24 protein-coding genes and 1 pseudogene are annotated in these 20,172 nt (G+C 28.6%); 9 read left to right on the forward strand and 16 right to left on the reverse strand.

The genetic code is table 11. From position 1 onward, the window contains the following. Positions 1-151: 151 nt before the first annotated feature. On the forward strand, positions 152-394 hold the full coding sequence (locus CKL_RS18360; protein WP_012104089.1) for a hypothetical protein: 243 nt from the start codon (positions 152-154) through the stop codon (positions 392-394). Between the two features lie 77 nt (positions 395-471). On the opposite strand, the gene CKL_RS18365 is transcribed toward CKL_RS18360, so the two are convergent. Then, positions 472-1,965, reverse strand: coding sequence for an N-acetylglucosaminidase (locus tag CKL_RS18365; protein WP_012104090.1), 1,494 nt, complete (start codon positions 1,963-1,965; stop codon positions 472-474). 35 nt (positions 1,966-2,000) lie between these two features. Then, on the reverse strand, positions 2,001-2,828 hold the full coding sequence (locus tag CKL_RS18370) for a polysaccharide deacetylase family protein (RefSeq protein ID WP_012104091.1): 828 nt from the start codon (positions 2,826-2,828) through the stop codon (positions 2,001-2,003). Positions 2,829-3,478: 650 nt separating this feature from the next. Between CKL_RS18370 and CKL_RS21055 the strand changes: the two genes are divergently transcribed. Continuing rightward, entirely contained in the window at positions 3,479-3,640 is a 162-nt protein-coding gene (locus tag CKL_RS21055; protein ID WP_012104092.1) for a hypothetical protein, read from the forward strand. 63 nt (positions 3,641-3,703) lie between these two features. Continuing rightward, positions 3,704-4,198, forward strand: a complete 495-nt coding sequence (gene ispF, locus CKL_RS18375; protein WP_012104093.1) for a 2-C-methyl-D-erythritol 2,4-cyclodiphosphate synthase — start codon at positions 3,704-3,706, stop codon at positions 4,196-4,198. 81 nt (positions 4,199-4,279) lie between these two features. On the opposite strand, the gene CKL_RS18380 is transcribed toward ispF, so the two are convergent. Further along, positions 4,280-4,876, reverse strand: a complete 597-nt coding sequence (locus CKL_RS18380; protein ID WP_012104094.1) for a DUF1836 domain-containing protein — start codon at positions 4,874-4,876, stop codon at positions 4,280-4,282. 292 nt (positions 4,877-5,168) lie between these two features. Beyond that, the gene (locus tag CKL_RS21060) at positions 5,169-5,690 is read right to left on the reverse strand and encodes a hypothetical protein (protein ID WP_041700873.1); all 522 of its coding nucleotides are present in this window, start codon (positions 5,688-5,690) and stop codon (positions 5,169-5,171) included. 168 nt (positions 5,691-5,858) lie between these two features. Between CKL_RS21060 and CKL_RS18390 the strand changes: the two genes are divergently transcribed. Together CKL_RS18390 and CKL_RS18395 are read left to right on the forward strand one after the other, a co-directional pair. Next, a complete protein-coding gene (locus CKL_RS18390; RefSeq protein WP_012104096.1) occupies positions 5,859-6,509 on the forward strand; it encodes a PspA/IM30 family protein in 651 nt (216 codons plus the stop codon). 8 nt (positions 6,510-6,517) lie between these two features. Beyond that, positions 6,518-7,171, forward strand: a complete 654-nt coding sequence (locus tag CKL_RS18395; protein ID WP_012104097.1) for a hypothetical protein — start codon at positions 6,518-6,520, stop codon at positions 7,169-7,171. A gap of 650 nt (positions 7,172-7,821) precedes the next feature. Here CKL_RS18395 and CKL_RS18400 read toward each other — a convergent pair. Further along, a pseudogene (locus tag CKL_RS18400) lies at positions 7,822-8,469 on the reverse strand (transposase); the annotation flags it as partial. A 483-nt stretch (positions 8,470-8,952) separates the two neighbouring features. Between CKL_RS18400 and CKL_RS18405 the strand changes: the two are divergent. The 3 genes from CKL_RS18405 to rbr all read left to right on the forward strand — a co-directional run bounded on the left by CKL_RS18405 (position 8,953) and on the right by rbr (position 10,147). After that, entirely contained in the window at positions 8,953-9,093 is a 141-nt protein-coding gene (locus CKL_RS18405; protein WP_012104099.1) for a zinc ribbon-containing protein, read from the forward strand. Positions 9,094-9,166: 73 nt separating this feature from the next. Beyond that, positions 9,167-9,541, forward strand: coding sequence for a desulfoferrodoxin (locus tag CKL_RS18410; RefSeq protein WP_012104100.1), 375 nt, complete (start codon positions 9,167-9,169; stop codon positions 9,539-9,541). 21 nt (positions 9,542-9,562) lie between these two features. Then, positions 9,563-10,147, forward strand: coding sequence for a rubrerythrin (gene rbr / locus CKL_RS18415; RefSeq protein ID WP_012104101.1), 585 nt, complete (start codon positions 9,563-9,565; stop codon positions 10,145-10,147). A 110-nt stretch (positions 10,148-10,257) separates the two neighbouring features. On the opposite strand, the gene CKL_RS18420 is transcribed toward rbr, so the two are convergent. After that, positions 10,258-11,658 (reverse strand): tRNA nucleotidyltransferase/poly(A) polymerase-related protein, encoded by a 1,401-nt coding sequence (locus tag CKL_RS18420; RefSeq protein ID WP_242649439.1) that lies wholly within the window; start codon positions 11,656-11,658, stop codon positions 10,258-10,260. A 383-nt stretch (positions 11,659-12,041) separates the two neighbouring features. Between CKL_RS18420 and CKL_RS18425 the strand changes: the two genes are divergently transcribed. Next, positions 12,042-12,287: an AbrB/MazE/SpoVT family DNA-binding domain-containing protein gene (locus CKL_RS18425; protein WP_012104103.1), complete on the forward strand. Its 246-nt coding sequence runs from the start codon at positions 12,042-12,044 to the stop codon at positions 12,285-12,287. A 164-nt stretch (positions 12,288-12,451) separates the two neighbouring features. Here CKL_RS18425 and CKL_RS18430 read toward each other — a convergent pair whose 3' ends face one another. The 10 genes from CKL_RS18430 to CKL_RS18475 all read right to left on the reverse strand — a co-directional run bounded on the left by CKL_RS18430 (position 12,452) and on the right by CKL_RS18475 (position 20,107). Continuing rightward, entirely contained in the window at positions 12,452-13,540 is a 1,089-nt protein-coding gene (locus tag CKL_RS18430) for a C40 family peptidase (protein WP_012104104.1), read from the reverse strand. Positions 13,541-13,888: 348 nt separating this feature from the next. Next, the gene (gene rsmI / locus CKL_RS18435) at positions 13,889-14,728 is read right to left on the reverse strand and encodes a 16S rRNA (cytidine(1402)-2'-O)-methyltransferase (protein ID WP_012104105.1); all 840 of its coding nucleotides are present in this window, start codon (positions 14,726-14,728) and stop codon (positions 13,889-13,891) included. Positions 14,729-14,743: 15 nt separating this feature from the next. Beyond that, a complete protein-coding gene (locus tag CKL_RS18440; protein WP_012104106.1) occupies positions 14,744-15,484 on the reverse strand; it encodes a tRNA1(Val) (adenine(37)-N6)-methyltransferase in 741 nt (246 codons plus the stop codon). Positions 15,485-15,612: 128 nt separating this feature from the next. Next, the gene (locus CKL_RS18445) at positions 15,613-16,377 is read right to left on the reverse strand and encodes an OmpA/MotB family protein (protein WP_012104107.1); all 765 of its coding nucleotides are present in this window, start codon (positions 16,375-16,377) and stop codon (positions 15,613-15,615) included. Then, a complete protein-coding gene (locus tag CKL_RS18450; protein ID WP_012104108.1) occupies positions 16,374-17,168 on the reverse strand; it encodes a flagellar motor protein in 795 nt (264 codons plus the stop codon). Before CKL_RS18450 ends, CKL_RS18445 begins: the two co-directional genes overlap by 4 nt. 258 nt (positions 17,169-17,426) lie before the next feature. Next, entirely contained in the window at positions 17,427-17,600 is a 174-nt protein-coding gene (locus CKL_RS18455) for a DUF362 domain-containing protein (RefSeq protein WP_012104109.1), read from the reverse strand. 89 nt (positions 17,601-17,689) lie between these two features. Next, entirely contained in the window at positions 17,690-17,893 is a 204-nt protein-coding gene (locus CKL_RS18460) for a heavy-metal-associated domain-containing protein (RefSeq protein ID WP_012104110.1), read from the reverse strand. Positions 17,894-17,904: 11 nt separating this feature from the next. Beyond that, the gene (locus CKL_RS18465) at positions 17,905-18,810 is read right to left on the reverse strand and encodes a PSP1 domain-containing protein (RefSeq protein WP_012104111.1); all 906 of its coding nucleotides are present in this window, start codon (positions 18,808-18,810) and stop codon (positions 17,905-17,907) included. Between the two features lie 7 nt (positions 18,811-18,817). Further along, positions 18,818-19,762, reverse strand: coding sequence for a DNA polymerase III subunit delta' (locus tag CKL_RS18470; protein ID WP_012104112.1), 945 nt, complete (start codon positions 19,760-19,762; stop codon positions 18,818-18,820). A gap of 15 nt (positions 19,763-19,777) precedes the next feature. Beyond that, complete coding sequence (locus CKL_RS18475) at positions 19,778-20,107, reverse strand: cyclic-di-AMP receptor (RefSeq protein ID WP_012104113.1); 330 nt, start codon at positions 20,105-20,107, stop codon at positions 19,778-19,780. Positions 20,108-20,172: the final 65 nt, after the last annotated feature.

The following is a 20,172-nucleotide window of genomic DNA, read 5'->3' on the forward strand; positions in this document are numbered from 1 at the left end:
AGTGTTAGTATTTTTGATATGATGTTTTTATCCAAATGCAGCAATCAGCTAATGCGCACTTGGATAAGTTCTTCTAAGATTCAGGTGAAAGCAGCATTTCTTATAATCAAACTTCACCTGAACCTAAGAATCACTTGATGGGAGGTCAAAAATGACATTTAAAGATATAATGAAATACATAGAAAGTGAATATTCAATTATAAATTATACTCCTTGTAAAGTATGCGGTGGCAATTATATAGTAAAATATTCAAATGAAATTTTAATTGATGATATTCCTTATGATATATGTCACTGTGTATGTTCAAGCTGCGGTTATGAAAAGATTTTTCAATTTTGTGCACCCTTTGTAAAAGAAACTCTCCCTGTGAATATAAGAGCTATATTAAATTAAAAACTTTAGTCTTAGAATAAATAAAAAATCACTATGAAACTTAATTATCTCATAGTGATTTTTATATTATTAAAATTTTATTTTAATTTAGGTATTTCAAATTTTAATGCAGTATTAGAATTTGAAGATATAGCCTTTATTCCATTTACTATATTTGGAATTTGTTTATATGCCCAAGCTATGTCTGTAGCATATTGATGCTCCCCTGGATCCTCAGGATTCCATCTCATCTTATAGAGTGTATCTTGATTTTTTTCAGGGTTATTTATATATTGGGATGCTATCCAGGCTGCTCCCCCTGAGAGAGCTTCTTCTGGAGTAAACCATCCTTCGGCATATGCTTTTTCAGTACCGTTAATTAGTGGGTTATCATCAGTAGCTCCTATACCGAAAAAGTTATATACTGGTTCTCCATATACATAATTATCACTATCATCAACAGCTCCTCCTGTAGCCAATTTTGAAGTTCCATATCCCGTCTCAAGCATTGCATGAGATACTAGATAGGCTACACTTATATTATTTTCTTTGGCTGCATCTAAAAATGCTTGTCCCATTCCTTCGAAAATTCCTTTCCCTTTTAAGTAACTATTTAAATCATCTACTGTAATTCCCTCTGAATATGTAAGTTTTAAAAATTGATATTTTCCATAGCCATCTAGAAAGTTATCTGGATTGACATAATACTTTATTTGATTTTTAGTTGCAGCATTATCCATTACATTAGTCTCCACAAAAACTGGCTTACAATACGAATTAAACTGTTTCTGTACCATATCATCTAAAGTTATACCGTATTCTACGTATTCATTATTATCATTATTAACACTACCAACACACCTAAAGTAATTTACTATATAGTTATCATAATCTGTATTTACATCCTTATGAGCTCCTGTTACTCCCTGTCTTTTTACATATATAATCACTTTATACTTTTCTCCATTAGTTCCTGAACTCAATGTACTCAATGCTGTTAATTTACCATCTACTGCAGTAGTATATCCTTTAGTAAGTTCTGTATATATTCCACTTTCCCCAGATTGTTTATTTACAAAAACCCTGTATTGAACATTTGATGTATCAGAGCTTACTAAAAATCCCTGATATTGAGACGATAGTAAAGGTGTATATTCAAATTTACTGGAAGTTATTTTAGGAAGTCCTGAATAACTTGTACCATCTGAATACTCATTTATTGTTGTAAATTCCAAACTTGCTGGACTGGATAGACTTTTGCCCGAAATTGATTGAAGTCCTGTTCCTATAACTAAATTATATGTCTCACCAGGATTATATCCTGATACTCTAGGACTTATTATTATAGTACTTAAATCACTTCCTTGAGTTATTACCACAGGTACCTCAACATTGTTTTTATCCATAACCTTTATATTAGTATTATTTACGGTAGTTGATTTCAATTCAATGTTAAATTTAACAGTCCACTCTTTATTAGTATTAATATCTACCCTAGGTTCCGTCAAAGAAGAATTTGCATATACCTTGAATTGAGAAAATGTTATAAAAAATAACACAACTAAAATAAAAGCTTTTACTCTCTTTTTCAAAACTACACCTCCTAAAATATAATTAAAAATTTTACTTAGTTTGAAACTTCATAATGACTATTTGTTAGCCTTCTTTTAAATTCATCCATGTTGTGATTATTACTCACATACACTCTATTTAGAGTATATAATCCCTGATCTTTATTGGACCATCCTCCTATGGTAGTAAAGGCCATGTTATATCCTGCTGATTTTACAGCTTTCAAAGTATTCTCATTCCATTTTCCATAGGGATATGCAATATATTTTACTTCTTTACCTAAAATCCTTTCTAAAAATTCTTTTGAATCTTTAAGAGTCTTTATTTGAGCATCATAATCCAAACTATTTAAATTATCGTGATTTACGGTATGACTTTCAATACCTATATTACAGCTGGACATTTCTTTTAATTCATTAGAAGTCAAAAAATCCTTTTCTTTGTCTATAGTACTTGTAATTACAAATATAGTAGCTCTAAAACCAAATTCCTTTAATATAGGAAAAGCATTTTCATAATTATCCTTATAACCATCATCAAAAGTTATAATTACAGATTTATTAGGTACTGGATTATTGTTCACTAAAAAATTATAAAATTCATCTAAACTAAGTGTAGTGTACTTATTATCCTTTAAGTATTGCATTTGCTGTCTAAATTTTTCTTTTGGAATTCTAAGCTCATTTCCCTTTTCATAATCTATAGAATGATAATATAATACAGGAATAGATTGTGAATTGTATATTAAATTACCTTCTATAGATTGATTGTCTTTATCTACAACTTGATTAGTATATTGTTTTTCCTTATGACTTTCAATCTGGTTAGAATTTAAGTTTTCAGTTACATCACTTTTTTTTTTCCACCTGTAATAAAAATGCAATTTTATAAATCACAAATATTCCAGACAAAATAAATAATATTATCATTAATTTAATTAAAATTTTCCCAATATTATTTTTCATTTTTTCACTTCCCTGTTAAAATATACTTAATATTTTATAAATTATACACATTATCCACAAACAGCTGTGGACAACTTCTTATTTTTATAATTACCATAACTTTTAAAATTTTATATACATATACACTATTGCTATAAAATCTTTATTTAATGTAGATTATACTAAAAAATTATTAATTTGTCTAAATTTAATTAAGTATACATAAAATACAGAGAGGAGAATATTTATTAACAGTCTCCACCTAAATATGAAAATATACTACTATTTTAAATAAATATATATTTATTTAAAATAGTAGTAACTAAATCACACCTATTACCATATAATATTAATACCCACACAGTTACAAAGCTCATATATTAGAACTAACATTTCCTCGTACAAAAAATATACCTTTTTATCTCAAAAAATTAAGAGGAATACCTTTCCTCTTAATTTCTTTAATTTACTAACTTTAAATAGGTTTTTTTAAAAATAATTTTTATATTTCTTATAATTTTATTAACATTTGTTTGAATTTATGCTATTATTTAAATAAGTAAATATTTTATGAAAGGTGGGGTTATTTATGAAAGATAACGTTACCAAAGTAGATTTTTCAAAAAATAAAAGAACTGAAAAAAGGACATTACTTATTTCAATAAAAAGATTTTTTATAGGTCTTTTCGGTTCTAAAAATACCAATAAAGAAGATAATAAAATAATTCCATATTCTCGTTATATATCCTAGGTGCTGATGACGCACCTTTTTTATTTCATATATATAAAATATACTAAGAATGGAGGATTTACTATGAGAGTAGGACTTGGCTATGACGTACATAAATTAGGTTATAATACGCCACTTATATTAGGTGGTGTAAACATCCCTTTTAACAAAGGATTGATTGGACATTCTGATGCGGATGTACTTGTTCATGCAATAATGGATGCCTTATTAGGGGCTTTATCTCTAGGAGATATAGGAAAACATTTTCCCCCTAGCGATATGAAATACAAAAATATATCTAGTCTCAAATTATTAAACTACGTATCAAATCTAATAAAAAGCAAAGGATATTCTATAGGCAATATAGATTCCACTATAATAGCTGAAGAACCCAAGTTATTTCCTTATATACCTGACATGAGATTAAATATAGCTAAAATCTTAAAAGTAAATACATCTATAATAAGCGTAAAAGCTACTACCGAAGAAGGTTTAGGATTTACAGGTAAAAAAGAAGGAATAGCTGCTCAAAGTATATGCTTATTATATAATAATTTAAAGCACTCTATAGATCTCTAATTTATTCTAACTTTACATATTGTTAAAAAACTTCCTTAATTATAAACTCTAATAAAAGCTACAAGGAAGTTTTTAACAATTTTATTTCTCTTCATAATTATTTACTATATTTTGAACTAACTTTTTAATTGCACTTGCCTGACAAATTAAAGACATAACCATGAAAAAAACCATTATTTTTTCTTCTTCATGAATTTTTAAATTCATACTTTTTACTATACTCTGAAATTTATTTTCATTAAAATATTCCTTTTCTATTAAGTTCTCAAAGCTATCTTGCTGCAAATCAGAAAATATTTTATATGCATTTTCCCATGATATTATATCATCTTCTCCATTATTTATTTCATTAAATGCTAACCTAAATACTTTTTTTATCTCCTCCGTAGTCAATATAGGCCTCATATAACTTAATAAAATGAGCTGAACTAAATGAACTTTGGTATAACCTCTTTTTTTTCCGTCCTCTGGTTTAGATATAACTTCATTTTTTATATAATTTTGCACTATATTATTAGTATATTTTTCTCCTTTAAATTTATCATTTAAATAATCTGTTACCTGAGATAAAAATAGATCATATCTTGGTAAGTCTTCATAGGGTACTATATTATTATCTGATATATTTTTAGCAATCTTATTTATATATTCTATTTCAAACTTATGTTCATTCAACATTAACATCCTCCAAACCAATGTATTTCTACAAAAAATTCAAAACATCAAACCATATATATATTATATTGTATACACATGTTGTTTACAAATCAAACATTCTATAAAAATCTAAGATTTTATTAGAATATCTTAGATATATGGTATTATTATACCTTAAATAAGTTAATATTATACTTGTTATATGTTATTATATACTGTATAATAAATTATGTACAGTGTTGAGCATATTATGTTACTATTATAGTGGAAAACATATATTGTTTTAGGTATCTATTCAGTAATCAAGGAATAGCTAAGGATACCTAAAGAGGGAGGTGTGTAAAATCAAATTAAATAAAAAATATTTTATCATATCCCTGTTACTTACTTTTTTATTTTTATGGGTACATGCTATTACTCCACAATTAATTACTTTAAAAACAACTACAGATTCCATTACTGTACATGCTAAAAGTTCAAAATCTGGGGTCTCAAAATCTAGAAGTACTTCAAAATCTTCTGGAAATAGTTTTAAATCTGGCAGCTTTTCTTCACCTAAATCTAACAATAGCAGTAGCTCTAAAAGCACTACTAATTCTAGTTCTAAAAGTAGTTCTAGTGGAGATTTTAAATCCGGTAGTTTTTCTTCGCCTAAATCCAGTAATAGTTCTAATACTAATAATAGCTCTAATTCCAGCAATAGTTCTAGTGGAGACTTTAAATCTGGTAGTTTTTCTAAAACTTCAGATGGTTCTAATACATCTACTAATACTAATTCACAATCTAGTAAAGGATATACCAATGAAAAAAAACGTTCTATTTTGCCGATACCCATCCCTATATTTTGGGGAAATAACCACTATACAGGTAACAGCAGCAGTCTTTTAGGCAGTTTCTTCTGGGGTTTTGTTAAATTTATAATATTTATTATTATATTAATATTTATCATCAATATAATAAAAAAATACAAGAGAAATAAAAAATAAATTTTAGGAGGATTTTTATGGGAGTATTAAAAAGAATATCTAATATTTTTAGGGCAAAGGTAAATAACACTTTAGATGGGATAGAAAATCCTATTGAATTATTAGATCAAAAACTCAAAGATATGGAGGACAGTTTAAATAAAGCTAAACTGTCTTCTGCCCAAATACTAGGTAATGTACATGAAATTAGGAAGAAAATGGAGGATTCAAAAAGAATATCTTTAGAATTTGATGAAAAAGTTAAACTTGCCTTGAGTAAAAATAATGAAGAATTAGCTAAAAAAGCTCTGGAGCGAAAATTAGAGGCTGATAAAACTTATACCTCTTTGGAATCAAGTTATAAAGATGCCTGTGAAAAAGCTGAAGCAATAAAATCTAAGTTAAAAGAATTGGAAGAAGAAATTAGAAAAACTAGAACATATAGAGATGAAGCTGCTGCAAGATTCAACAATGCTGAGGCCTCTAAAAAAGTAAATGAAATATTAGCCAATGTAGAAACAGGTGGAAACAAAATAAATATAGATGACATTGAAAGAAAAATTCAGAATAAGGAAGCTTTAGCTGAAGGACTTGGCGATTTAAGGCAGGAAGACTCCTTGGAAAAAGAATTTGAAAAATTAGACGAAATCAATATAGATGAAGAATTAAAAAAATACAAGCAAAATTAGGTGATACCATGGGAAAGACAGATCAGTTTATAAAAACAGAAAAGGATAAATACGGAAAAATATTTGTAGATATAAACTATGCGATAAGTTCTGTTTCTCCTTTTTTGGACAAGGATGATTTAAATATAAGAAAATATGCAGCTAAAATATCAATCTTAAAAAAATATATAGATTTAATTGAAGAAGCAGAAAGGGAATTTAAAAATACGAACTTTTTAAATAAATTAAAAAGTACTAAGTATATATCTCCAATAAAAGACTATAAAAATGATAATTATGAATCTCTATTGCAACTTGAAAAATGTTCTACTTGTGAATGCTTAAACTGCACGGCACCCTGTAATTTCGATAGTTGCCTTGGATGTAAATCCGCTTCTAAAATTGTACATTGTGATAGAAAAAGAATAAATGCTTCAAAATATGATGCTTTCTTTGTAAACTTAATTAATAATACTACTGGTAAAAATGATAGATATGTCGTACTTTCAACTCTTCAAGATGTACAATTAAATAAAAGATATATAATTATCGAAAATATTGCCTTAAAAGAAAAATTCATATTATATTATTATCCTGGAATTTCTGAGGATAGTTATGGGGAAATATCAAATAGCCAAGAATTTGACTTTATAGTTTCAACTTTTCAATCCATAGAAGAATAAATATCACTAATTTAAAATATTTGTCCACAGAAAACATAAAGTTATCAACAATTTCTGTGGATAACTTATACATACTACATCAAAATTAAAAGAATACTTATTTATATTGTAAATAAGTATTCAGACTGCTGACAAACATATTTTGTCAATACTCTGAAACCCATATGTTTTAAAAACATATGGGTTTATTTTTTAGTATAACTCATAAAACATAGACTTCCAACAACTTCACACTTTTATAGAATATTAGAAGCATTAATATTAAACTTAAATAAATGTCCAATTAACTTTAATTATATAATAAATAAAAACTTTCTTAAAATCAAGTAATATATAGACTATATAATTAATTTTAAATTATTATCATTTAAAATTAATTATTAAAAAATTATAATAACTATTGAATATTACATTTTTTTAGAGTATAATTAAATAAATGATGGGGGTTATTTACGGCACATACCCGTATAAAAAATTTTAACTACCTATTATCATAAATATTAGATTAAATAGATCAATTTATTTTATTTAGAGCAATTTGGTAATATGTCAAGAAGAAAATGAAAAGAAAATAAAATAATTTTAAGCAAAAAGGGTAACTTTAACAAGCATATGTTAGGGCGGGAACATATGTTCGAAATAAATTATATTTATTTATCTACCCTATTTGAAGAGTAGAGTTGATTTTTAGCCAGCAATCCAAAAATCAAACGAATCAATTTACGAGAAGTTAGTGCGAGTGCTCGTTTATGCTGATGTGTAGTTACTTCAGCAAATTTCTTCTTATAGAACTCTTGATATTCAGGAATATGCCGTACGACACTTCCAGCAGCTTCTATCAGATAATAACGCAAATAACGGTTACCTGCCTTGTTCATTGGTGTATTTTCAGCTTTGAAACCGCCAGATTGATTTTCTTTCCATACGATGCCAGCGTATTTAGCAATGGCATTATTATTAGGGAATGCATGAACACTACCTAATGAAGAAGCAGTAGCACCATATTTATCAGAAAAAGGATGCTGAATACCTTGTAACAAAGCAAATTCACTAAATTTGAGAAATACATTGGATAACATGTAAGTCTTTTCTCTGGTTAAGCAATCAACAATATGAAGCCTGTGTCTTGTAAGTCTTTGTAGAGCAAGATATTGAGAGCCGCGCCAGGGATCAGTATGAATTCTGCCAACTCTTGCAAAATCGGCAATAACAAAAGAGTCGATGCGGTCATTTTTATCAAGAGAATTGAAGGAATCTTTGTAGTTAGCAACTTCCTTAGGGTTTAAGCAGTAAACATATAGAGTTGATAAGTAATCTAATTTCTTCATGAAATCACCACCTTTCAAAAGTAATGAGGAAATTAGAAAGGAATTATCCTAATCCAAAGTACTGACTGCAACCTCGCGTAATTAGCATTCATCCAGACGCAAGACCTTGCTGGTGGCTACGAAAGGAGATGCAACATTTGTGTAAGCACAATATGATACTTTGGTCAGGCTGCAAGCTTTACGGGCAATAACACAATGTGTTTTGCAGGAGTGATCAGCAGTAACCTTCGCTAAAGTTCCATTATGATTATTTTAGCATTAGGAAATCCGTTAATAAATAATAGGTTAAAACAGTATAGATTTGGAAAGTACAAGAATCAGCAATATTGAATTGGGAGAATTCCCACTAGAAAAATTGAGGTGCTTTCTTAATCTATACAAGATATAAAAAATAAATAAGTCTATAGCAGTTATTTAACTTACTATAAACTTATTATACGAGGAGTGATAATTATGAAATATACTATAGGCAATAAGCCAGGTAAAGGTGACTACAAATGTACTACATGTGGTGAAATAGTAGTTCTTGAAAAGGATACAGATTTTTTACATCGTTGCCCTAGATGCCATCGTATAGAATTTGAAAAAATTTAATATTACCAAATGATTCTTAGATTAATGTAAAAAAATTTTTTAAATTATGAATATTAATTAAGGAGGAATAATTATGATAGAAATTAAGCAAGTATATAAATGTGAAGTCTGTGGAAACATAGTGGAGGTTCTTTATAATGGAGGAGGTACTTTGGCTTGCTGTGGCCAACCAATGAAGCTTATTGAAGAAAATAATGTAGATGCAGCTTCTGAAAAGCATGTACCCGTAATTGAAGAAATAGATGGAGGCGTAGTAGTTAAAGTTGGATCAGTTGAACATCCAATGCTGCCAGAACATTATATTCAATGGATTGAGGTTCATACTGAAAATAAAATTTATAGAAAGTATTTGAAACCGGGAGAAAAACCGGAAGCTACATTTGAATTAGATGAAAAATTAGTAATGGTACGAGAATATTGTAATTTACATGGACTCTGGAAAAAATAATAAAAATAGGAGGTAATTTTTATGGCATCTTTAAAAGGTACAAAAACTGCTGAAAATTTAATGAAGGCTTTTGCCGGAGAATCTCAAGCAAGAAATAGATACACTTATTATTCATCTACTGCTAAAAAGGAAGGTTATGTTCAAATTTCTAACATATTTTTAGAAACTGCTGAAAATGAGAAAGAACATGCTAAAAGATTTTTTAAGTTTTTAAATGAAGATTTATTAGGAGAATCTGTAGAAATAAATGCTTCTTACCCGGTTGCTCTAGGGGATACCAAAACAATTCTTAAAGCGGCTGCAAAAGGCGAGAATGAAGAATGGTCAAAACTCTATCCAGAATTTGCTGACATAGCTGATAAAGAAGGTTTTTCTAATATAGCAGAGGTTTTTAGAAAAATAGCTGAAGTTGAAAAACATCATGAAGAAAGATATTTAGCTTTACTTAAAAACATAGAAAACAATACCGTATTTAAAAAGCAAAAAGTACACAAATGGAAATGTATTAACTGCGGATATATTTATGAAGGAGTATTTGCTCCTGAAGTTTGTCCTTCCTGTGCACATCCTCAATCATATTTTGAAATATTTATAGAAAACTATTAGTAACTTCAAAAGGAGCGTTGAAACCTACTTTAAAAAGTGGGTTTCAACGCTCCTTTTGAAATCAATCTAAATACTTATTTATATCGTAAATGAGTATTCTTTTAATTAAGTTAAATATAAATTTTAGAAGTCTGTGATTTTAAATAATTTAATGCATCTTCTCTAGTAATTATTTCTCCTAAATATCTAAGTCTATGAATACTTTCAATTGCAGTTTTTACCTGAGGTCCCGATTTAACCAATACTTCAACAACCTCTTCTCCACTTAGAATTTTATTATCTCGTATATTACAATATAATTTATATTCTTTTAACATCTGCTCAATAAATTCTTTAAACCCTAAGTTTTTATCTTTTATCTCCAATAACATTTTGGTAGCACAATTATCACAAAATGCAGTAATAATTATTTCTACTACATATCCATCATATTTATTAAAAAATTTATAAAAAGCTTTTTTTCTATTCACGGTTTTATTAGTAAAAATGTTTAATGGATACATGTGCCCTTCTACTATATTTTCTATATATTTTACTGCCTTTTTAGATAACTTCATGTAATTGCAGAAATCTCTACATATGGCTGCCCCTTTTATTTCATGCTTGTGAAAACTTACTTTATTTCCTACTTTTTTATATACTTCATATTTACCTATATCGTGTAAAAAGCATGCTAAAGCTGCATATTCTTTTAATGTAAATTCACCCATTTTAGTATCCAACTTACTAATATCTAAATTTTGAAGATTTATACTGCCATTTAAAATATCCTTAAATACTCCATAAGTTAAATTCAAGTGGGTAAATACATCTTCCACATGATATTTACATTTTCCTATAGTTTTAGATTCTTCTATATAGGGAACTATATTCTTTAATATTCCGTAATTATCAAGGATTTCAAAAGCTCTTCCATATTTATCGTTTTCTATTATAAGCATAAACTCATTAAAAACTCTTTCTTTAGGCAAATCCATTATTTTATCTTTAAATTTTTCAATATTATTCTCAGTCTCTAAATTAAAATGCATTCCCAGAGTTATACAAAATCTGATACCTCTTAATATCCTACAGGGATCCTCTTCTAAGCTCCTATCAGTAACATTTTTTAATATCCTACTTTGAATAGCTTTTCTTCCGTAAAAAGGATCTATTATTTTATTATCACTAAATCTTAGCGCTAAAGCATTAATAGTAAAATCCCTATTTTCTAAATCTTCTTCAATGGAATTTCCTTTCATAAGGGATACGTCTATTTTATTTTTATCTTTTATACATCTATATATAGATACACTTTCTTTTATAGGGAAAAATTTATATCCTTTATTTTGAAGCTTACTTATAAATTCATGAATATCCCCATTAAACACAAAATCTGCATCTTTAGGCTGAGAGGCTATATTCATCAATTTATTTCTTATATATCCTCCTACTAAATATAATTCTCCTTCTACTTCATTAATTGTATCTTTTGCATCATAAATAAATTTTTTTATATAATTCAAATTCATCACCTACTTCCCTATTTATTTTATCATACAAGAATACTGAATTTCTACAGATAAAATTTCCTTATTTTAAAATTAGTATATCTAAAATAATTTATTTTAGATTTCGACATATAATATGAATTATCCATTTAGTTACTTTTTTCTCATATATATTTCAAAAATCATCTAATTTTTTCTTTTATTTTATTATTAATCCTAAAATTAAATCATTATAAAATTGTAATTATTATTGACTTTTGTATATTCTGGTAGTATATTAACTTTAGATGGAATTTGATAAGAAATTTGTAAATATATTATGAAAATGTGTTGACTTTTAATGTAATTTTTGCTATTATTTAATTGTATCTATGTCGAATTATGGAATCAAAGGGGGAAAACAAATGAAATCGACAGGTGTTGTAAGAAGAGTAGACGAGCTAGGAAGAATTGTTATTCCTATAGAATTAAGAAGAACTCTAGACATCGCTGAGAAGGATGCCTTAGAAATATATGTGGATGGCGAACAAATCATATTGAAGAAATATGAACCTGCATGTATTTTCTGTGGGGATGCACGAGATGTAGTAAACTACAGAGGCAAAAATATTTGCAAAAGCTGTCTAAATGAATTAAAAGAAGGAAGATAACAATCACATAAAAAACTGACATCGAAATTTAGATGTCAGTTTTTTATTTCTCTTTAATGGCTAGTATTTATAAAACATCACAGCTAAACTCCTTATGGTACAAAATAAAGCTAACTATGTATATATGCTTCTATTCTGACTATATATTCTATGTGTATGTTATATTATTTAACTCGTCTTCCCCCACTAAAATCAGATCTAGCATCCAAAGATGATATCTTCACTACATCTCCTGTCTTAGGTGCATGAATATATGCTCCATCACCCACATATATTCCAACATGGTGTGCAGGGTAACCAAAAAATACCAAATCTCCCGGCTCAAGCTCACCCCTGGATACAGCGGTGCCTGTATTTTGCTGATCTTGTGAAACTCTTGGAAGACTAACTCCAAAATGTGCATATACATACTGAACTAAACCTGAACAATCAAAACCTGAAGGAGACGTTCCTCCCCATACATATGGAACCCCTAAAAAATTAGAAGCATATGCAACCACTGCACTAGAAGATACTAATTGTTCTCCTCCTCTTGAAACACTTATACTGGAACTTCCATCTGAATTTGTGATTCTTGGAGCGGAATTTCTCATCTGCTGTACATTATTTGATGCCGTAGCTATTAATTGTGAAGTACTAGTATCTACCGCTTCAAGAGCTTCTTCTTTTTTATTTAAATCCGCTATTAAATTAGTTTGAGTTTCTTTGTCATTACTAAGCTTGTCCAGTTTTTGTTCATTTTCAGTCTTCAATGCCAAAAGTCTATTATTCTCACTATCTAATTTTTGCTTGTCCTTATCTAATTGTTCCTTTTTATCTGTTAAACTGCCTATAACTTGTTTATCAAAACCCATTATCTTTTTTATATTATCTATTCTGGATATAAAATCATTTAAATTATCTGCATCAAGTATAACACCAAGGTAACTATCCATGCCATTTATGTACATGACCTTTACTCTCTTGTTAAATAACTCCTGCTGACTTTCTATATTTTTCTCCGTAGCTGCTATAGTCTCCTGAGTCTTTTTTATATTATCTGAAACTTTAGCAATATCCTTTTTATTTTCATCAACCTTCTGTATGACTTGTACTATTTCATTGTCTAATTTTTCAACTTTAATTTCTAACTGTTGTTTTTCCTGTTTAATTTCAGCTAGTGAATTTGAACTGCTAGGTGCCGCTAGTACATTTCCAGTTATTGATAATGACATTGCTAGGGCAATTACAACAGATAATGTTCTTTTATTCAATATTTCATACCTCCTTGTAAAATATTTAACAAATTTCTCTCCTAATATACATAAGCAGAGTACATGTTTTACTCTAAATTATGGGTTTAGAGTCTCCTTTAAACAAAACTTAAAACCATACCTAATTGATATTAAGTATAGTTTTAAATTTAACATGTGTATATTATATCATTAAATTGGAATACTTCTCAACGCTTATATTAAATTTTCTTAATAAAAATTAAATTTTTACTGCAAATCCATAATTTTTATTGGTAAACTCATTATTTTTTATTATACTTTTTAATAAAATAATATTTTATCTGGTTATTATTTTTATTATTTCATTTTAATTTCATATTTTTGCTATTATAAATTAATAGAATATTTATAAATTTGAGATTTACAAATATTTCTATCCCTGGCTACTTTTTTCACAGCTTCTTTTTTATTCAAACCCTTTTCAATATACATTCTTATGTGATCCTCTATGGATAAATCCTCCCATTTTTCCATTTGTTCTTTTAAAAGTTCTCTTTTATCCCTACCTTCTATTACAAGAACAAATTCTCCTTTTATGCTGCTTTCTGAATAATATTTTATAGACTCTTCTATAGTAAATCTTAATATTTGTTCATAAACTTTAGTAAGCTCTCTACATATAGCTATACGCCTGTTACCTAAAATATCTTTCAAGATCTCTAAAGTATTTATTAGCCTATGTGGAGATTCATACATTATAAGAGTTTCGATTCTGTCTTTTACACTCTGTAAAAAAGTTCTTTTGTCTTTATTTTCTCGAGGTAAAAATCCCATAAATACAAATTGAGAAGTATCCATCCCCGAATAGACTAAGGCTGTAGTTACAGCAGTAGCACCAGGTAGTACTTCAAAATCTATCCCTTCTTCTATACATTTACGTACAATGATGTTTCCCGGATCTGATATTCCCGGGGTACCTGCATCACTTACCAATGCTATATTTTTTCCATCTTTTAGTTTTTGTATTAACAATTCACTCTTATCATTTTCATTATATTTATGATAACTCATAAGAGGTCTTTTTATATTAAAATGATTCAATAATTTTAAACTCTGTCTGGTGTCTTCTGCTGCTATCAAATCTACATTTTTAAGTGTATCTAAAGCCCTTAAAGTAATATCTTTTAAATTTCCTATAGGAGTTGCTACTAAAAAAAGCTTACCCATATTTAATCTCTCCTCTTATCTTCCATATATTTCATCAATTTCTTTACTATAACTTCCATCTAACTCACGTATATATACAGGCACGCCCCATTTTAAAAATCGTCCTCCATTATTTTGTCCTTCTATAAGCAGCATGTTAGGAGCTTTATTTACACTGGGTTGAACCATTCTTATGAATTTAGGTTCTATCCCATGCTGTCTCATAGTACAAATGATATCTGCCATTCTATCCGGTCTATGTATCATGTAAAATTTACCATTATCTCTTAATACAGTTTTAGCTGCCCTTATAACATCTTCTAATTCACAACATATTTCATGTCTAGCAATAGCATTTTTTTCTTTTGAATTTATTATTCCAGAGCCTTTCAATTTATAAGGTGGATTAACTGTAACTACATCTGCTTTAGGTATACTCTTTAAATAATTTAAATCTTTTAAATCTCTATTAACAAACTCTATGATATTTTCCATATTATTAAACTTCACAGTTCTTATGGACATCTCTACCATATCTTTTTGTATTTCTATGCCTATTATTTTACCTGCCTGTGTTTTTCCGGATAATATAAATGGAACTATTCCCGTGCCACTGCATAAGTCAATTACCCTTGCTCCCCTTTTTACTCTAGCAAAATTAGCAAGCAGTACTGCATCCACCCCAAACCTAAAAGCATCTTTTTTTTGTATAATACATAATCCTTTCAATTGTAAATCATCTAAAGTTTCATTATCTTTTAATAAATTATTATTCACATAAATACCTCATTTTTGAATTGATATTTTTAATTATGATTTAAATACTCTTCATTGTCAAATACTCATAAATTTACATATAAAAATTCCAGGAGTATAATCCCGGAATTTTTGAGTGCTATACTATTCTATTTATTAGTGGAATTACTATTAATACCATTTTCCTCAACTGCATTAAATTTGCTATTTAATATAACTATATCAACTCTTCTATTCTTAGCTTTGCCTTCATCTGTGGAATTATCTCCCACAGGTCTATATTCCCCATAGCCAATTGCAGATAATTTTTCTGGTTCAATTCCAGCACTTTTTATAAGAAACTCAGTAACATTAGATGCCCTGTCACAGGATAACTTCCAATTAGAAGAATATTGATTATTACTAATAGGAATGTTATCTGTATGTCCTTCTATCCTCATATAATTTCCAAGCTGATTTAAAATTTTACCTATTTCTACAAGTTTTTGCTGAAACTCCGGTTTTATATCGGCTTTTCCTGTATCAAACAACAAACTATCGTTCATACTTACAATAAGTCCTCTTTCATTTATGCTGGTAGATACACTTCCACTCATTTCACTATTTTGCAGATATTTATCCACTTCTGATTTCAGTTCAGATAATTTCTTTTCCTGATCATCTGTATCAGTTTGCTGTGTTTCTTCAGGATCTACAGTTTCTTTTATACTTGAAGTATCATCACTTCCTATTACACTTTTTCCTCCACCCATAGACATCTTTAAAGATTCTGCTACCTGCTTATATTTAGATGCACTTATATTGCTCATAGAATACATTACAACAAAAAATATCATAAGTAAAGTTATTAAATCGGAATAAGTAAGCAGCCATCTTTCTGTATTTTCTTCCGCATGCTTTTTTTTCTTTTTCATAATTGCTGTTTACCATCCATTTCTTCAAATCTAACTAATTCTTCTTTATTTAAAAAGCTCTTCAATTTCTCTGCTATGGTATTCGGATTTATTCCTTCTTGTATGTATAATATTCCTTCAACTATCAAAGTTTTCTCTTTTACTTCTTTATCATCGAGAACATTTAATCTATTAGCTATAGGAAGCCATATAAGATTAGCTGCACCAATACCATATAATGTTGCTAAAAATGCTACTGCTATCTTAGGTCCTAATGTAGACGGATCTTCTAAATTACCCAAAACATGAACTAGTCCCATAACTGTACCTACTATACCCATAGTAGGAGAATATCCACCCGCACTTTGAAATACAGCTGCTCCCTGTCTATGTCTTTCTGAGGTAGATTCTAATTCTAACTCCAATATGCTCCTAACTGCTTGAGGATCTACTCCATCTACCACAAGCTGTAATCCTTTTTTTATGAAAGGATCTAGATTAGGATCACTAGATATTTCTCCTTCTAAACTTAAAAGCCCATTTTTCCTGGTTCTATAAGATACATCTTTAAAATAGGATATTAAAGAAGGCAACTCCGTTTTTGGAGGACTTATCATAACTTTAACCATTTTTGGAATTCTTTTTAGTAGATCTAAAGGAAAAGACACCCCTACAGCCCCAATTGTTCCACCAAATACTATCATAGCTGCCGTAGGCCCCAAAAGAGCTGAAAGATGTCCCCCATCTAGTATGAATCCCCCACCTAGGGCTAATAGTCCAAAAATCAAGAATAAAATAACAGATATATCCATATTATACCTCCATTTAATGCATTTTGCTACTAAAACTCTTATTTGAATCCTTTCACCTATATTTTATTAATCGGTTAAAATGACCTACTCTTTATACAATGTTTTATGTATTTATAAATATAAGAATATAGAGCTTTATCCAAATATATAAACGCTACCTAAGCCTAAGAATTACTTGTTCTTGATATAAAAAACTTGTCCCAAAATTAAAAAGACTACCCTAGGCAGCCTTTTTAAAAGTAATTCTAATCATTTACACTAGTCCGCTTGAACTAGTGCTCCTACAGGACAGACACTAGCACAGCTTCCACAATCTATACATGTACCATCATCTATTAAAAATTGAGTATCTCCTTGACTTATGCATTCAACTGGACATTCTGAAGCACATGCTCCACAATTCATACATGCATCTGTAATTTTATATGCCATTATACTACACCTCCTTAGATTTTAAGAATCAATATGTTTTTATATCCTATAACATTTTATCATATTTATTATAATTTTTAAAGATAATTTTAGAACACCGCATAACCCACATCTTCAAGACATTGTATTATTTTATCTTCTGTTATGAAGTAATCATCATATACTATACTTACCTCACATTTTTGTGTATTTATCTGACATGCTATTACTCCTTCATTATTAGAAATAACTTTTCTTATATTATTTACATCTCTATTATTACGTATATTAGGAATTTTAAATACAGATTTCATACACTAACCTCCTAGTCCTCATTAAATAAGTGTTTAATTATATCCTCATCTTCAGCTTCTATATCAATCTTTATTTCATCCTCATTTATATTTCCTTCAAATCCCCCAGATATCATGTGAACATCATGTATAGATATATCCTTTATAACATCTTCTCCATCCTTAACTCTTATTTTTACTTTAATCATCTCTTTTACCACAGAATTACTTGTAACTTCCCCCTGTCCATATGATGTATCCACAATGGAACCTACCTTAGGTAATTTCTTTCTTATTCTCTCGTAAGTATCCTGTTCATAATTTAAACAGCACATAAGCCTTCCACACATGCCTGATATTTTTGTAGGATTTAAGGACAAATTTTGTTCTTTAGCCATTTTTATAGAAACAGGCACAAAATCTCCTAAAAAAGTAGAACAGCACATGGTTCTGCCACAAGGTCCAAGACCTCCCACCATTTTAGCCTCATCTCTTACTCCTATTTGTCTAAGTTCTATTCGGGTTCTGAATATTGAAGCAAGATCTTTTACCAATTCTCTAAAATCTACTCTTCCATCTGCAGTAAAATAAAATATAACTTTATTATTATCAAAAGTATATTCTACATCTATAAGTTTCATTTTCAAATCATGCTGTTGTATTTTTTCAATACATACTTTAAATGCTTCACTTTCTTTTTCCTTATTTTCATTATGTTTTTTTATATCTTCTTCTGTAGCCACCCTCAATACATTTTTAAGTGGTGAAACTATATTACTTTCACTTATAGCCTTAGGAGCTATAACACATTTGCCAAATTCTACACCTCTAGCCGTTTCCACTATTATGTTGTCATATTTTTTTATATTTAAATTATCCGGTGAAAAATAATATATTTTCCCAGCCTTTTTAAATCGCACTCCTACAACTGTTACCATGTTTTATTTATACCTCCTGCATTTTCATCAGCATAGAATCAAAAACCAAAGTTGGATTTACATTTTTATCTATTTTTTCCCTAATACTTCCTATAATATCAATAATAGCATTTAATTTATTGAATGAAAACATTTCTCCTATAGCTTTTAGCTCTTGAAACTTATCCCTATTTATAATCAAATCACTATTACCTGTTTCCTTATATATGAGAACATCACGTATATAAGACAACATACAGGTAAGTATCTCTTCCCAGTTATCTTTTTCTTTAAATAAGTAATTAGGAAATTCTAAAGTAATATTTATATCTTCGTCATATAATTTCCTAAATATTTTTATAGTTATATTCCTTATTTCTTTTAAAACTGAACTTGAAATAAATTTTTCTGCTCTTCCAGGTATACCATCACTAAAAGCCATAATAGAATTTAATTCTTGTTCATACAATCCAGGGAATTTATTATTCAAAAATTTTTTCATATCTTTTGAATTTAGCCTATTAAGTTTATATATCTGACATCTGGATTTTACTGTATCTAAAATTCCATCCAGCTTCTCACACAATAGTATAATAAAACTTCCTTTTGGTGGTTCTTCTATAGTTTTCAATACTGCATTCTGAGCAGTTTCCGTAATTTTATCAGAATTATATAGTATTATTACTTTTTTGTCACCTTCATATGGTTTTTTATTAATCTCCTCTATTATATATTTTATTTCTTCTATACCAATAGATTTTTTATTTTTAAATAACTTAAGTTCTATTATATCTACATATCGTTTAATTTCATTTTTACCTAGTATTTTTATGGCTAATTCTTCAGCAAACAAACTCTTTCCAAGTCCATCTTCTCCTACAAAAATACTGGCATGAGAAAGTCTATTCAGCTTTATAGAATTTTCTATCTGAGATTTTATCATATCATGACCTATTATCCTATAAAAACTCACTCTTAAATTTACCTCCTAGATTTTAATAAACTTATCCACATCTATTACAAATATATTTGCTCCTCCAACTTCTATTTCCATGGAATAAGGCATATATATCCCTGTAGCACTTGCAACTGAAGAAGGAGCAGTTATAACTTGTTTTCTAGTTTTACATACCTGTTCAATATAAGCTACCACTTTATCTACGCCATCTTCTTCTACCCCTATCATTAAAGTTGTATTGCCTGCTTTTAAAAATCCTCCTGTAGTAGCAAGTTTAGTCACTTTAAATTCATGTTCCGTTAAAACTTTTAATAAATCTGCTGCATCATCATCTTGAACAATAGCTATGATTAATTTCACAAGACATCCCTCCTTCTAATTTTATATAAAAATCATCTGAATTTTTAAAATTAACTTATAATAAT

The organism is Clostridium kluyveri DSM 555 (assembly GCF_000016505.1).
Lineage (GTDB): Bacteria > Bacillota > Clostridia > Clostridiales > Clostridiaceae > Clostridium_B > Clostridium_B kluyveri.

Bases quoted from the DNA above. Each gene is read 5' to 3' on its own strand.
- CKL_RS18395 (WP_012104097.1), top strand. From the start codon at position 6,518: ATGGGAAAGACAGATCAGTTTATAAAAACAGAAAAGGATAAATACGGA.
- CKL_RS18410 (WP_012104100.1), top strand. From the start codon at position 9,167: ATGATAGAAATTAAGCAAGTATATAAATGTGAAGTCTGTGGAAACATA.
- CKL_RS18390 (WP_012104096.1), top strand. From the start codon at position 5,859: ATGGGAGTATTAAAAAGAATATCTAATATTTTTAGGGCAAAGGTAAAT.
- CKL_RS18405 (WP_012104099.1), top strand. From the start codon at position 8,953: ATGAAATATACTATAGGCAATAAGCCAGGTAAAGGTGACTACAAATGT.
- CKL_RS21055 (WP_012104092.1), top strand. From the start codon at position 3,479: ATGAAAGATAACGTTACCAAAGTAGATTTTTCAAAAAATAAAAGAACT.
- CKL_RS18465 (WP_012104111.1), bottom strand. From the start codon at position 18,810: ATGGTAACAGTTGTAGGAGTGCGATTTAAAAAGGCTGGGAAAATATAT.
- ispF (WP_012104093.1), top strand. From the start codon at position 3,704: ATGAGAGTAGGACTTGGCTATGACGTACATAAATTAGGTTATAATACG.
- CKL_RS18420 (WP_242649439.1), bottom strand. From the start codon at position 11,658: ATGAATTTGAATTATATAAAAAAATTTATTTATGATGCAAAAGATACA.
- CKL_RS18460 (WP_012104110.1), bottom strand. From the start codon at position 17,893: ATGAAATCTGTATTTAAAATTCCTAATATACGTAATAATAGAGATGTA.
- CKL_RS18425 (WP_012104103.1), top strand. From the start codon at position 12,042: ATGAAATCGACAGGTGTTGTAAGAAGAGTAGACGAGCTAGGAAGAATT.
- CKL_RS21060 (WP_041700873.1), bottom strand. From the start codon at position 5,690: ATGGGTATCGGCAAAATAGAACGTTTTTTTTCATTGGTATATCCTTTA.
- CKL_RS18360 (WP_012104089.1), top strand. From the start codon at position 152: ATGACATTTAAAGATATAATGAAATACATAGAAAGTGAATATTCAATT.
- CKL_RS18380 (WP_012104094.1), bottom strand. From the start codon at position 4,876: ATGTTGAATGAACATAAGTTTGAAATAGAATATATAAATAAGATTGCT.
- CKL_RS18445 (WP_012104107.1), bottom strand. From the start codon at position 16,377: ATGAAAAAGAAAAAAAAGCATGCGGAAGAAAATACAGAAAGATGGCTG.
- CKL_RS18455 (WP_012104109.1), bottom strand. From the start codon at position 17,600: ATGGCATATAAAATTACAGATGCATGTATGAATTGTGGAGCATGTGCT.
- CKL_RS18450 (WP_012104108.1), bottom strand. From the start codon at position 17,168: ATGGATATATCTGTTATTTTATTCTTGATTTTTGGACTATTAGCCCTA.
- rsmI (WP_012104105.1), bottom strand. From the start codon at position 14,728: ATGGGTAAGCTTTTTTTAGTAGCAACTCCTATAGGAAATTTAAAAGAT.
- rbr (WP_012104101.1), top strand. From the start codon at position 9,563: ATGGCATCTTTAAAAGGTACAAAAACTGCTGAAAATTTAATGAAGGCT.